The 13,323-nt window shown below is 63.6% G+C and carries 12 protein-coding genes; 9 read left to right on the top strand and 3 right to left on the bottom strand.

The annotated features are described in order from the left end of the window. Positions 1 to 15 precede the first annotated feature (15 nt). Genes I9018_RS03465 through I9018_RS03435 form a run of 7 tightly spaced genes read left to right on the top strand, consistent with a single transcriptional unit; the run spans position 16 to position 6,525 of the window. Positions 16 to 1,269 (top strand): type II and III secretion system protein family protein, encoded by a 1,254-nt coding sequence (locus I9018_RS03465; RefSeq protein WP_241108741.1) that lies wholly within the window; start codon positions 16 to 18, stop codon positions 1,267 to 1,269. Further along, positions 1,266 to 2,453 carry a pilus assembly protein gene (locus tag I9018_RS03460; RefSeq protein ID WP_068577129.1) on the top strand — a complete coding sequence of 396 codons (1,188 nt, stop codon included), beginning with the start codon at positions 1,266 to 1,268 and terminating at the stop codon, positions 2,451 to 2,453. Before I9018_RS03465 ends, I9018_RS03460 begins: the two co-directional genes overlap by 4 nt. After that, entirely contained in the window at positions 2,450 to 3,724 is a 1,275-nt protein-coding gene (locus I9018_RS03455) for a CpaF family protein (RefSeq protein WP_241108740.1), read from the top strand. Before I9018_RS03460 ends, I9018_RS03455 begins: the two co-directional genes overlap by 4 nt. A 16-nt stretch (positions 3,725 to 3,740) precedes the next feature. Further along, complete coding sequence (locus I9018_RS03450; RefSeq protein ID WP_124345660.1) at positions 3,741 to 4,622, top strand: type II secretion system F family protein; 882 nt, start codon at positions 3,741 to 3,743, stop codon at positions 4,620 to 4,622. Between the two features lies 1 nt (position 4,623). Continuing rightward, complete coding sequence (locus I9018_RS03445) at positions 4,624 to 5,508, top strand: type II secretion system F family protein (protein WP_068577136.1); 885 nt, start codon at positions 4,624 to 4,626, stop codon at positions 5,506 to 5,508. A 10-nt stretch (positions 5,509 to 5,518) separates the two neighbouring features. Beyond that, on the top strand, positions 5,519 to 6,253 hold the full coding sequence (locus I9018_RS03440; RefSeq protein WP_068577138.1) for a hypothetical protein: 735 nt from the start codon (positions 5,519 to 5,521) through the stop codon (positions 6,251 to 6,253). Further along, positions 6,253 to 6,525: a DUF3613 domain-containing protein gene (locus I9018_RS03435; RefSeq protein ID WP_241108739.1), complete on the top strand. Its 273-nt coding sequence runs from the start codon at positions 6,253 to 6,255 to the stop codon at positions 6,523 to 6,525. Before I9018_RS03440 ends, I9018_RS03435 begins: the two co-directional genes overlap by 1 nt. A 44-nt stretch (positions 6,526 to 6,569) precedes the next feature. On the opposite strand, the gene I9018_RS03430 is transcribed toward I9018_RS03435, so the two are convergent. Then, the gene (locus I9018_RS03430; RefSeq protein WP_068577140.1) at positions 6,570 to 7,361 is read right to left on the bottom strand and encodes a response regulator transcription factor; all 792 of its coding nucleotides are present in this window, start codon (positions 7,359 to 7,361) and stop codon (positions 6,570 to 6,572) included. Between the two features lie 124 nt (positions 7,362 to 7,485). Further along, on the bottom strand, positions 7,486 to 7,956 hold the full coding sequence (locus I9018_RS03425) for a prepilin peptidase (protein WP_241108738.1): 471 nt from the start codon (positions 7,954 to 7,956) through the stop codon (positions 7,486 to 7,488). Between the two features lie 74 nt (positions 7,957 to 8,030). Here I9018_RS03425 and I9018_RS03420 point away from each other — a divergent pair, with 74 nt between their 5' ends. Both I9018_RS03420 and I9018_RS03415 read left to right on the top strand, forming a co-directional pair. Beyond that, positions 8,031 to 8,468 carry a TadE/TadG family type IV pilus assembly protein gene (locus I9018_RS03420; RefSeq protein ID WP_068577145.1) on the top strand — a complete coding sequence of 146 codons (438 nt, stop codon included), beginning with the start codon at positions 8,031 to 8,033 and terminating at the stop codon, positions 8,466 to 8,468. Next, positions 8,465 to 11,233, top strand: a complete 2,769-nt coding sequence (locus I9018_RS03415; protein WP_241108737.1) for a PAS domain-containing sensor histidine kinase — start codon at positions 8,465 to 8,467, stop codon at positions 11,231 to 11,233. The genes I9018_RS03420 and I9018_RS03415 overlap by 4 nt, the downstream gene beginning before the upstream one ends. On the opposite strand, the gene I9018_RS03410 is transcribed toward I9018_RS03415, so the two are convergent. Then, positions 11,218 to 13,233, bottom strand: coding sequence for a pilus assembly protein TadG-related protein (locus I9018_RS03410; RefSeq protein WP_241108736.1), 2,016 nt, complete (start codon positions 13,231 to 13,233; stop codon positions 11,218 to 11,220). The genes I9018_RS03415 and I9018_RS03410 overlap by 16 nt on opposite strands. Between the last annotated feature and the right edge of the window lie 90 nt (positions 13,234 to 13,323).

Raw genomic sequence — 13,323 nt, 5'->3', positions numbered from 1 at the left:
GCAAGGATGTACTACATGCGCAGTCGCTCCATCCCGACCCTCACCGTACTGCTGACCTTGAGCCTGGGCCCGTTGTTTTGCGGCCAGGTCCTGGCCGCCCCGGCAACAGGGTGCTCGGGCCTGCCACCATTGCCGGCGGTACTGGAAGTCGGCGAAGGCATGCAACAGGAACTGCAGTCTGCGGTGGCGATCACTCGGCTGGCGGTTGGCGATCCGAAGATCGCCGACGTCCAAGCCACCGGCAACAAGGCCTTCCTGCTCACCGGCATGGGAGCGGGGGCTACCAGCCTGATGGTCTGGACCTCCTGCTCCACTACCCCACGCCAGAGCATGGTGTTCGTCCAGGGCCGGGCCAGCACCCAAATGAGCGGTTCCACCCTGCCGGACAGCGACGATCCGCTGATGCCCAGCCAGGTACAGACCGATATCCGCTTCGTCGAAGTCAGCCGCACCAAGCTCAAGGAGGCCAGCGTCTCGATCTTCGGCCGCGGGCACAACTTCCTGTTCGGTTCGCCTGGTACTGCACCCACGAGCGGCGGCACCTCCTCGGGCACTCCCCCCACCTTCGGTGGCGCACGCACCAACATTCCGCTGAACAACAACGCCTTCAACATCGGCATCGGCAATGGCCGGGTACTGGCCCTGATCAACGCCCTGGAGGGCAGTGGTTTCGCCTATACCTTGGCCCGCCCTTCCCTGGTGGCCCTCAGTGGCCAGAGCGCGAGCTTTCTCGCCGGCGGTGAAATCCCCATTCCAGTCCCCAGCACCGGCAGCAACAGCGTGACCATCGAGTACAAGGAGTTCGGCATTCGCCTGACCCTCACGCCAACGATCGTCGACCGCAAGCGCATCTCCCTGAAGGTCGCCCCCGAGGTCAGCGAGCTGGACTACAGCAACGTCGTGAGCATCGCCGGGGCCCAGGTACCGGCCCTGACCATCCGCCGCACCGACACCAGCATCTCCCTGGCCGATGGCGAGAGTTTCGTCATCAGTGGCTTGATCAGCACTCGCAACAGCTCCCAGGTGAACAAATTCCCGGGGCTGGGAGACATCCCGGTACTCGGCGCGTTTTTCCGCGACAGCACGATCAATCGCGAAGAGCGCGAGTTGCTGATGGTGGTCACTCCGCACCTGGTCCAGCCACTGGCGGCCGACGCCAAGCTGCCCTCCCTGCCCGGTGAGCGCCTGCGCAACTACGATCCGAACTTCTACCGCATGTTCCTTCTCGAGAACGGCAACTTCGACAAGCGCAGTGGGCTGTCGCAATGAACCAGAACCTGAGCCAGACCTTCCTTGCCATCACCCGCAACAGCACCGACCTGGAGTGGCTGCAAGGCGCCCTTGCCCCCCTGGGCCAGGTGGTGGGGGCCGACGGCAGCCTGGACGAACTGCTGGCCCTGGTGGACGTGACCTTCGCCAACCTGGTGTTCATTGGCCTGGACCGCGAGCATGTGGTGGCCCAGGCCGCGCTGATCGAAGGCGCCCTGGAGGCCAAGCCGATGCTGGCGATCGTTGCCCTCGGCGATGGCATGGACAACCAGCTGGTCCTCAATGCCATGCGCGCCGGCGCCAGGGACTTTGTCGCCTATGGTTCGCGCTCCAGCGAAGTCGCCGGGCTGGTCCGACGCCTGAGCAAGCGCCTGCCAGCGGTCACGCCCAATACCCAGCTAGGCGGGCTGACCGTGCTTTATGGCGTCCAGGGCGACGGCGATGGTGCGCTGCTGGCCGGGCATATGGCGCTGGTGGTGCAAAAGAGCGGGCAGCAGACCCTGCTGCTGGACCTGGGCCTGCCACGGGGCGATAGCCTGGCCCTGCTGGGGCTGGAAAGCTCGTTCCACTTCGGCGACGCCCTGCGCCACCTGCGGCGCCTGGATGCCACCCTGATCGACAGTGCGTTCACCAGCGCCGAGGCCGGCCTGCGCATCCTCGCCTACGCTAACCACGACGAGCCCCTGGAACACACCAGCGCGGCAGAGCTGTACATGCTGCTCAGCGCCCTGCGCCAGCACTTCCAGCACATTGTGGTGAACCTCGTCGGGCAGCCGGACAGCGAAGCCCTGCGCACCTTCGTCAGCCACTGCGACAAGCTGATCTGGTGCACCGACCAGAACGTTCTCGACTGCCGGCGCAACCTGGAGGTGCTCAACCGCTGGCGGGAAAAAGGCATGAAGCTTGAGCACGCACGTCTTCTGGTGGACCGCTACCTGCGTGCCGTGGCCCCGGACTCCGACACCCTGGGCAAGACCTTCGGCCTGGAGGTGATCGCCGTGCTGGCCTACAGCCCAGAGCTGCGCCTGAATGCCAAGAACCAGGGCGTCACCTTGTTCGAACTGGCGCCGCGCGACAGCCTGACGCAAAGCCTGCGAACCCTGGGCGAACGCTTGGCCAAGCGTTCCCAGGGGCTGCCTGCGCCCAAGACGGGCTGGCTCAACCGAATCATGGGGGGCCGATGAGCGGCGAGAAACTCTTTGGTGCCCCAACCCGTTCGGGCACCGGCAACAGCGACCACGAGGGCCTGAAGCTGGTCCTGCATCGCTACATCATCGATGCCATCGAAGAGTCGGGGAAAAACCTGCTGGAAAGCTCGCGGCAGAACCTTTCACAGTTCGTCACCGACAAGGTGGCGGAGTACATCGCGCGCATGCACCTGGCCATTTCCCGCTATGAAATGGAGCGGCTGGCGGAAGAAATCGTCGATGAGCTGACCGGTTTCGGTCCCCTGGAAGTGCTGCTGCGCGACCCGGCGGTGACCGAGATCCTGGTCAACGGCCCGCACCGGGTCTTCGTCGAGCGTGACGGGGTCCTGCACCAGAGCGACCTGCGCTTCATCGATGCGCATCACGTCGAGCGGGTCATGCAACGCATCCTTGCGCCCCTGGGCCGCCGCCTCGATGAATCCTCGCCGATGGTCGATGCCCGCCTGCCCGATGGCAGCCGGGTCAATGCGATCATCCCGCCCATTGCCCTGGACGGCCCCTGCCTGTCGATCCGCAAGTTCCGCAAGGACATGCTCAAGAGCAGCGACCTGATCGCCATGCAGACCATCGACCTGGCGATCTTCGAGTTTCTCCAGGACGCGGTGGGCAAGCGCTGCAACATCCTCATCAGCGGCGGTACCGGCACCGGCAAGACCACCTTGCTGAACATTCTCAGCCAATTGATCAATCCCTATGAACGCCTGGTCACCATCGAGGACGTGGCCGAACTGCAACTGGGCCATCCCCATGTGGTCCGCCTGGAAACCCGCCCGCCGAATGCCGAAGGCCATGGCGAGGTCAAGGCCAGCGACCTGATCCGCAACGCCCTGCGGATGCGCCCGGACCGCATCATCCTCGGCGAGATTCGCGGCGTCGAAGTGCTGGATGTGCTGACCGCGATGAACACCGGCCACGACGGCTCCATGAGCACGGTGCACGCCAACAATGCCCAGGATGCCTTGCTGCGACTGGAGACCCTGGTGGGCCTGACCGGGCGTCATGTGGCCGAGCGCACCTTGCGGCAAATGATCTGCGCGGCCCTGGATGTGGTGATCCAGTTGACCCGCATGCCCGATGGCCGGCGCTGTGTCAGCGAAGTCGTGGAGGTGGTAGGCCTGCGCGACGACATCTATGTCACCAATACCCTGTTCCGCCTGGATCGGCGCAGCGGTTTCGGGTTCCTGCGCGAGGCCATGAACCCGGCGGGAGACAAACTGCGCCGCGAGATCGGCCTGGGCGTCAATTGAACCGGCGAGGTGGCCCATGATCGGTCTGCTGCTTACCTTGATCTGCCTGCTCCTGCTGGGGTTGTCCGGCTGGATGTTCTATCACGGGGTGCGCAAGACCGAGCGTGAGCGGGTGCTCCAGCGGCTTGCCCAGGGACAGCCGGACCCGGCCCCCCAGCGCAGTTCATGGAGCGGCCTGGAACGCGCCTTTGCCCGGGCCGGCCTCGGCCAGCCCGGCGAGCGCCTGGGGCTGTGGCTGGCCGGGTGGGCCATGCTCATGTTGCTGGGCTATTGGCTGGCCCAGTGGTTCGGGTTGCTTGCCGGGATCTTCCTGCCCCCCTTGCTGGTGCGCCTGTACATCAGTTGGCTGTACCAGCGTCGGCTCAAGCGCATGATCGAACAGTTACCCCCCTTGCTCGATCACAGCGTGCGTAGCCTGAAGTCCGGACGCACCTTGGCCGATGCGGTACTGGGAGCCATCGACTCCAGCAACGACCCGCTCAAGGGAGCCATGGGCCGGATACAGCGCAACGTGCAACTGGGGGTCAACCTGCCGGAGGCAGTCAGCGACTTCGCCGAGTTCTACGAGCAGGATGAACTGCGCATGTTCGCCCTGGGGCTGAAGGTCAACCATCGCTACGGCGGCAACGCCAGCGAACTGCTGGAGAACCTCATCAAGCTGATCCGCGAGCGCGAGCAAGGTGCGCGGCAACTGAGCGCCATGACCGGGGAAACCCGCATGACGGCCTGGGTCCTGGGGCTTCTGCCATTGCTCCTGGTGGGTTACTTCATGCTCACCAATCCAGGCTACATGCTTGGCATGTGGCATGACTCCGGTGGACAGAAGATGCTGATCGCCGCCGTGGCCCTGCAGGTCTTCGGCTGCCTGGCCCTTTGGCGCATGCTGAGGAGTATCTGAGATGCTTCTACTGGCAGCGGCACTGCTGTTCCTGGGGGCCCTGCTCCTGCTCGGCAACCTGCTGCTGGAACAACGTCGGCGCGAACGCCAGGTCGCCCAGCGGCTGCAAGGCCACATGACCCGTGACAGCCGCTTGCGCAGCTGGCTACGCCAGCTGGGCGAGAGCCGCTTCGGCCAGCGCACGGTGAGCATGGACAGCGAGACCCAGACCCTGCTCAATCGGCTGGGCTGGCGCCGTGCCAACCAGCGCTCGCTGTTTGCCGCCCTGCAACTGGCCACGCCGCTGGTGGCCGTCTGCCTGGTGCTGTTCGTCCAGGAAGTGGCCTACCCCCAGGCCGGGAACAAATGGCTGCTGCCCATGCTCGCCGCCGGCGCCGGTTACCTGCTGCCCAAACGCGCCCTGGCCTATGCGGCCCAGCGGCGGCAAAAACAGATCGCCCTGGAGATCTCCACTTTCATTCCGCTGCTGCGCATTCTGTTCGAGTCGGGCATGGCCGTGGAACAAGCCCTGCGGGTGCTGGGCAGCGAAGCCCAGAAGCTTTTGCCGGAGCTGACCCATGAACTGCGCCTGATCCTGGCCCGGGTCGACTCGGGCCTGGAGCTGGGCCAGGAGTTGAACCAGACCGCGACCCTGCTGGCGGTGGATGAGTTCACCGATACCTGTGTGATTCTCCAGCAACTGATCCTGCAGGGTGGCGGCGCGATGAAGTCCTTGCAGGCACTCAAGCAGTTGCTGGACGACCGGCGCCTGACACGCCTGCAGGAATACATCTCGAAAATGTCGGCCAAAATGTCGGTGGTGATGATGTTGTTTCTCTTCCCCGCCTTGTTGATCGTCCTGGCCGGACCGGGCTTCACCGCCATTGTCCGGGCCTTTGCTTCCTAGAGGGAACCTGATGAAAGCACTGATAGTCGTCGCCGGCCTGTTGCTGCTCGGCGGATGCGCCAGCAACGGCCAGGCGCCGTGGGCCACCCTGACCAGCTCCACCAGTTGCGCCAAGCTCAGTTCCGAGCAGGAACTGGCGGTGAACCTGGCCGATGAAATGGTCAACGACGGCAAGCTGCATGCAGGCCTGGCCAACCTGCAGAACCTGCCGGAGAACCTCGCCGAAGTCAGGGTACGCAAGGCACGGGTCTACCGTTTGCTGGGCCGCAGTGAAGCCGAGCCGTTGTATCGCAGCCTGCTCAACTCATGCCTGGCCGCCGAAGGCGAACACGGCTTGGGCCAGCTGGCGGCCGCCCGGGGCGACAACGGCCTGGCCCAGGCCCATCTGCAACGGGCCTCGAAGCTGGCGCCCACCGACGAGAAGATCCGCAACGACCTGGGCGTGGTCTACCTCAATCAACTGCGTCTTGAGGACGCACGCTTCGAGTTCCTCACCGCCATCGAGCTCAAGCAATCCTACCCCCTGGCCGCCATGAACCTGGTGACCCTGCTGCTCTACCAGGACAACTGGAAACAAGCTTCCGAAGTGGTCAGCCAGGCTGGCCTCACACCACAGCAATTCGCCCAGGCCCAGGCACGCGCCGAAGAACTCAAGGTGCCGTCGAAGACAACGGCCAAGGGTACCCAGGTCGCTAGCGGGTCCCCCCCTCTACAGGCTGCCGCCACCTCCACCCAGGAGCACTGATGATGAAACTGTCCATGCTCTGCTGCCCCGTCCTGCTGGCGCTGCCATTGCTGGCGCAAGCCATCGATGCCGGCCCGGCCTCGCCCCAGCAGCAGGAAACCGAAGGCTGGCTGTTGCTGCAAAGCCGCAACCTGGCGGCCTCGCCGCAACCACAAACGGCAACGCCCACCGAGCGGGAGCTGGCATTGCAGCGCTGGCTGAAGAAGTATCGGTACGAGATTCCGGATTTCTACGACCCGGATGCCGGAGGCAAGGTGGAGGTCAAGAAGTAGGCCTGGCGCACGGGCGGCGACACGTCGGTCACCGCCTCTTGCGATCAGTGCGCCGTCACCCGCTGGCGTAAACCCGAACTGCTGGGCGACAAGGCCAGGGCCAATTGCGTGCGGTTGTGCATATGGGTCAGGCGCAGTACCTGGGACACATAGAGCTTGACGGTGTTCTCGGTAATCCCCAGCTCGCAGGCGATCTGATAGTTGGTCTGGCCCTTGCCCACCAGGCGGGCCACATCCAACTGCCGGGGCGAGAGCTGGTTGAAGATCGCCGGGATCTCGATAGCGTCGGTATCGATGCCCTGCTCGCCCGAGGAATCCTGGGGCTGGCTGGCCTCAGGCGAGCGGCGAACCTTGTCCAGGTCCTGGTAGAGGTCGTCGATGGACTCCGAGAGAAATTGCAGCTTCTGGTTCAGTTGCCCCAGTTGCAGGTTCTTCTGCCGCTCCTGCAGGGCCACTTCCTGGCGCTGCAGGCCTTCAAGCAGCTCATCCAGGTCGATGGGCTTCTGGTAGTAGTCGGCGATGCCTGCACGCAGGGCCTTGATCACATCCTGCTTGTCGGACTGGCCGGTGAGCATGATGGCTTCGAATACCCGCTGCTTGCCTGCGAGCCGCTGCATCTCCTGCACCAACTGGATGCCGTCCAGGCCAGGCATATGCAGGTCGCAAAGCACCAGGGAGATATCCGGGTCCTTGTTGAAGCTATCCAGCGCCTGGCGACTGGACTCACAAGGCACGCAGCGATAACCGCTGCTTTCCAGGAACTCGCAGAGCTCCTCGACGATCAGCGGTTGATCGTCGACCACGAGCACTTTCATCGGTGAGGTGAGCTTGTTCACGTGTACTCCGTGCGGGCCCGGCGCCGACCGGCCACTCCTTGTGATGTCTCGCATAATCCAGGCCGCTGAGCTAAAACCTAGACCTACTTTCCGACTATGTACATAGCATTAATCGGCCTGGCGACTAATGGAGCACGATGACAGTTAAGACCATTCCGGCCAGGACAAAAGGGGCAAATGGATATTTTTTTGACGAGTTCAAAGCACCCTCTGGCGCAGGCGGGCCAAGCTCCTGTTTCCGTGGTGCCTTGAGCCAGGAAACCAGCAGCCACCACAACGCCGTGAACAATCCCGCGCCAATGAACGCCCCCAGTAGATGCGGGATATCGGAGGCCAGGCCCAGGGCCGCCATCAGCTTCACATCCGCGGCCCCCATCTTGCCCATGGCGTAACCGGGCAGGGTCAGCAGCAGGGCCAGCACGAATGCCCAGCCGGCTTCGGAAACTGAGCCCCCCAGCCAGCTACTGCCCGTCCATGACAGGTACAGCGCCGCCAGCAATGCGGCCCCCAGGGTCAGGGGATTGGCGATATGCCGCTGGCGCAGGTCCTGCAGCGCACAAATTGCCAACCAGAACCACAAAACCAAGAAATGCATCAGCCAGAACAGTCCCTTTCAGCGGAATGATCCTATGCTCAATGGACATAGTGGTTGTCAGGGTAGACGCACTCATGAAACTGGGCCTCCCTAGAAAGCAGAAAGGCGCCGTAGCGATCGAATTCGCGGTGGTCTTCGTGATCTTTTTCGCGGTGTTCTACGGCCTGGTCAGCTACAGCGTGCCGCTCTTGATGATGCAATCCTTCCACCAGGCCACCGCCGAGGCTCTGCGCCAGGCCCTGAAGGTCGACCCCAACACGCCCAACTATGGCACCACGGTACAGAACATCGCCAACAGCGTGGTGCAAGCCCAGACCGGGTGGATTCCGGCGCCTTTCAACTTCACCAGCACCGACTACTCCTCGGTCTACAACAGCGGCGTGCTGACGGTGACGGTGAACTACTCCACCAGCAAGCTGACCCGGGTAGTGCCCCAGCTGGTCTTGCCAGTGATCGGCCCGGTGCCCAACCTGCCCGACAACCTCAGCGTCCAGTCGAGCCTGCAATTTTGAACCCTGGCGACAAGCTTTTCGGGCGTTTCCTCGCGCGCCCGTCACAATCGAGCGAAGGACGCCCGCCAGTCGAGGCGCTCCAGGGCATCGGCTTGCTGCTGGTGCTGGATGAGCAGGGACGGATCCTCGCCAGCAGTGGGCAACTGCGCCATGCCCTGCCCCAGTTGCCGCCCAGCGCCGAACCTTGCGACCTGGTCGACTACGTAGTGCCCGGTAGCACCCAGGCCCTGGAAGGCCGCCCTGCAGACTGGAGCGGGCAAGTACTGGACCTGCAACTGCGTGGCCTGGCCGGCAAGACCCTGTACTTGCGCGGTGGAGTCCAGCGACAGGGCGAGCAATGGCTCCTGCATCTGCTGGACATCGGTGACCTGGTCCAGCAGCGCCAGCAAACCCTCAACCGCGAGCAATGCCAGGTGCTGGCAGCCCAGGTCAGCGAACAATTGCGCCTGTGCACCCTGTCGCGCCTGCAAGAGGTACTGCACGATGCACTGGGCGACCTCGCACGTTGCTGGCGCATACCCTGCGTCGGCCTGGCCTTGCTGGACGAACAGGAGCAGGGCTGGATGATCCAGTGCTGCTATCACGCCCATGACGCGCCCCGGTTCTGGCACGACGGCCAGACCCTGGGCAGTGGCCTGGACAGCCTAGGCGGCAACACCGTACTGCGCCTGAACCAGATCCATGGGCTCAACGAACACCCACGCTTGCAAGGAATCTTCGCCCACCGCGAGGGGCTCCTGGTGCCCTACCGCGACGATCATGGCGTCGCCGCCTGGTTGCTGTGTGGCGACTACCCGGTGCAGCAGCATGCCCCTGGCCTGCTCGAGCGCGACTGGCTGATGCTGGCCGCAGCCTTGGCCGGCCCCTTGCTGGGGCGCTTGCGCGAGTACCGCAATCACTTGCAGATGGAGCGCCTGGATGCCTTGCAGGGACTGCTGGGCGCGGGTTGGTGGGAACTGCTGGCGGACACCGCCGAGGTCCAGTTGGCCAGTCAATTGGCCGCCAGCCTGGACCTGCCCGAAGGGCATACCCGCCTGGGTGTCGAGGCCTGGCTGGAGCTGATGCATCCAGCCGATCGCGCTGAACTCGCCAGCCGCTTGCAGGAGCTGAAACTGGGCAAGCCGCTGCTGCTCTGCGTGCGCCTGCACCAGAGCGAGCCAGGCGTCGCCACCCGCTGGTACCGCTTGCAGGGCCAGGCTCTGGGCCGCGGGGCGCAACAGCGGTTGGTGGGCTTCATGCTGGACATCAGCGATATCAAGAACCAGCAACAACAGGCCGCGGCAGCCCACGCCCGGCTGGACAACCTGATCGCCAGCTCGCCTGCAGTGATCTACGTCCAGCGTTATGTCGAAGGGGCGCTATTGCCCAGCTTCTTCAGCGCCAGCCTGCAACCACTGCTGGGCTGGACCCTGGAGGACTGCAACGACGGCCAGTGGGTGCAATGGATCCATCCCGATGACCGCGACCTGTACTTCCAACGCTGCCGGCAGTTGCTGCGCGAAGGCAGCGTCCATAGCCGCTACCGCCTGCAGGACCGCCAAGGCAATTTCCATTGGGTGCTGGACGAGGCCAGGCTGCTGCGCAACGACCTGGGCTTGCCAGTGGAGGCCGTCGGCCTGTGGCTGGATGTCACCGAGGCGACCCTGGCCGCCGAGCAGGTACGCCAGAGCGAGGAGCGTTACCGGATTCTGGTGGAGGACTCGCCAGCGATGATCTGCCGCTACCGCCCGGACCTGACCCTGACCTTTGGCAACCGACCGCTGGCGGCCTACCTGGAATGTGCCGCCCAAGACCTGCCCGGCAGCAACCTCGGGCAGTGGTTGTCGGCCGAGCAGCGCGAAGGCTTCGAGCGCCGACTCAAACTGCTGAGCCCGGAGTTCCCGGTGAGTACCGCTGAAATCAGCCTGCAATTGCCCGGGCGTGAACATGCCTGGTGGGTGTGGTCCGATCGCGGAGTGTTCGACGAGCAAGGGCAACTGCTGGAGATCCAGGCCGTAGGCCGCGACAACACCGAAGTCCGGCGCTCCCAGCAACAGCTCACGCAAAGCGCGAAGATGGCGACCCTCGGGGAAATGGCCACCGGGCTGGCCCACGAGATCAACCAGCCGCTGAACGTGATGCGCATGGCCATCGTCAACGTCCTCAAGCGCCTGGGTAACGGCGATATCCAGATCGACTACCTGACCGACAAGCTCAACCGCATCGATGCCCAGGTCCAGCGGGCAGCGAGGGTGGTGGATCACATGCGGGTATTCGGCCGGCGTTCGGAAGTCGAGCAGAGACCCTTCAACCCGGCCCAGGCCATCGAGGGCACCCTGTCGCTGATGGCCGAAGGCATGCGCGGCAAGGGCCTGGACCTGCGGATCAGCGAACTGGGCTTCGAGGTCCAGGTCATGGGTTTCGTCGACCAGCTGGAACAGGTCCTGATCAACCTGCTGGTGAATGCCCGGGACGCCCTGCTGGAAAAACGCGAGGCCCAGAATGACTTCAAGCCCTGGATCGCCATCCATGGCCAGCACGACGAGCAACGGGTACGCCTGTGGGTCGAGGACAACGGGGGCGGGATCGACCCACGGTTGCTGGAGCGGATCTTCGAACCCTTCTTCACCACCAAACCCGTGGGCGTGGGCACCGGGCTCGGGCTGTCGGTGAGCTACGGCATCATCGAGAACATGGGAGGCCGCCTCAGTGTCAGCAACGGCCAGGAGGGCGCGCGCTTCTGCATCGAGCTACCGATAGTCCCGGCGGATCAGATCACCAGGTAGGCCTTGCCGGTGTCGCCACAGGTCATGTTGGCACCGACCTCGACATCCATGAGGTTGATGCCAAGGGCCGATAGCAGGTTGTTCAGCAGCGGGTCCAGCAACGGACTCAGCAGGTTGCTGATCAATGGCGTGATGAGGCCCGTGACACCATTGATCAAGTTACCAACCCCTGCAACTACAGCCCCCAGAGGATTGCTACTGACTGGCTGGTAAACATCCAGGCTCACTCCAGTAATCGTGCCAGCAAGGCTATTGACGATGTTGGTTGTCGGAGCTGCATTTTGATACGCCGATGGTTGCTTCACATTCGGAGGAATAGGAAATGGCGAGGCCGAGCTGGAAAAAACCAGGTCTCGTCCTACGTTCGACCCCGTCTGGCTCAGTCCCACAGAACTGTCGACCTTAAGCCCTATCCCGCCTGCCGCAAAGGCCGTACGGGCCGGACCACAGCTGCCAATTCCAAGTATTTTGTGGCAGGTCCAGATCCCCAGATCAATGATCGGCAGCGGTTTAACCACTGGCTCCGTAGAGGATGAGAATGTGGTGTTGGGATCAATCTGGCCGATCTTGATATCAGCAATAGACGACTCGCTATGCACCGTCAGGCTCTTAGTTCCGCTACTCCCCGCTGGGCAGCTGTAATTGGTGACATAGGCCTTGGCGCCACCCAGTTCTAGGTTGATATCGATCTCCGGCGAGGGCAACAACTCCGGATCAACTTGTTCACACCCTGCTCCCAGCAAGCACCCCACGGAGTTGATCGTCGCTGCAAGGTTAAGGCTGAGCAGGCTATTGAGTGTAGGCGTCAACGACCCCACCAGACCAAGCAACGCATTGGTCAGCCCAGTCACACCGGAAAGACCGGTCAGATTCACCGAGACCAATGTACGCACTTGAGCTGTGCGTACGTAAATACGGTTGGGTCCCAGCGGATCAGCCGCCGCGAGACGAGGATCGCCAATAGCTGAGAGTTGCGGAGGTTCAATGACCTTGACCCGTACAGTTACGCTTGCAAGCCCCAGGATATTTGCAGGCACCGTCGCCGCCACCGCGCTATTGCTGTTGGACAGCTGGATCATTGCCTGCAGCAACTGGAACAACTGCACGCTGGCATCCAGGGCGGTAGTGGGCAGTCCGGTTTGCAATTGCAGGATGTCCCCCAGCTTCAGCGGTACCGCATTCAGAGCGGCGATCTGCAGGTTGCCCAGGGCCGTGAGTATGTCGGCCGTGGCGCCATTGGCCTGGACCACGGTGATGGCCGCCTGGATCAGCTGAGTCAGGGTCGTGGTGGTATTGAGCAACTGGGTGTAGTTGCCCGCCGCCACATTGAGGTTGATCGCCAACTGGTTCAGATAGCTGAGCAAGTTGATGTTGGTATTGAGCAAGCCGTTCCAGCCTGCCGCACTGAGGGTCAGGCTGCCTCCCAGCAGGCCTCCCACCAATGGGTTGAGAATGCTCGACTGCGCGGTACTGACCGTCCCCAGGGTGCTCTGGATGCTCAGTTGCGCCACGGTCGGCAAGGGCGCCGCGGCGACCGCCGTGGCGCTCAACGGGGTGGTGAGGTTGGTCGGCCCCGGGGAAAACAGAGCGACAATACCCGCCGCCACGCTGATGGGCACGGTATTGCTGACCACCACTCGCACAGCGGCCGATTGCGTAGGGTCGACATTGAAACTGCGCAGGTTGTTGGCGCCGGTCGTCAGGAACCCGCAGCTGGCGGCCAGGGTACTGCCCGGCGCCACGCTGAAGCCGTTGCGGGCCGCACTCTGCCCGGCATAGGCAGCGGCCGTCAGGCCCGCCTGGCAAGTGCCGCCACGGCTGACGGCTTCCAGGGCCGCGGTGTCGGCAACCCGCTGCAACCGGCGCTGCTCCAGGTACAACCGACCGCTATCCACCACCAGCAACATCAACAGCAACGCCAGGCCCAGGGTGACCGCTGCCATCAGGCCAATGGCCCCGCGCTGGCGAGCCGGACCGGAAAACCGCTTGAGGGGAGACATCGAGGCACTCCTTTACCGGCGCGCAGGCCGAGCGCTATCTCCATCGATGCCAGCAGTGTAGTCAAGAGCCTGCCGCGACGCTGGCAGGGT

The organism is Pseudomonas sp. MPFS (assembly GCF_022537035.1).
Lineage (GTDB): Bacteria > Pseudomonadota > Gammaproteobacteria > Pseudomonadales > Pseudomonadaceae > Aquipseudomonas > Aquipseudomonas sessilinigenes.
Note: the sequence above shows the minus strand (reverse complement) of the source record. Positions and strands in the feature narration are given on the sequence as shown.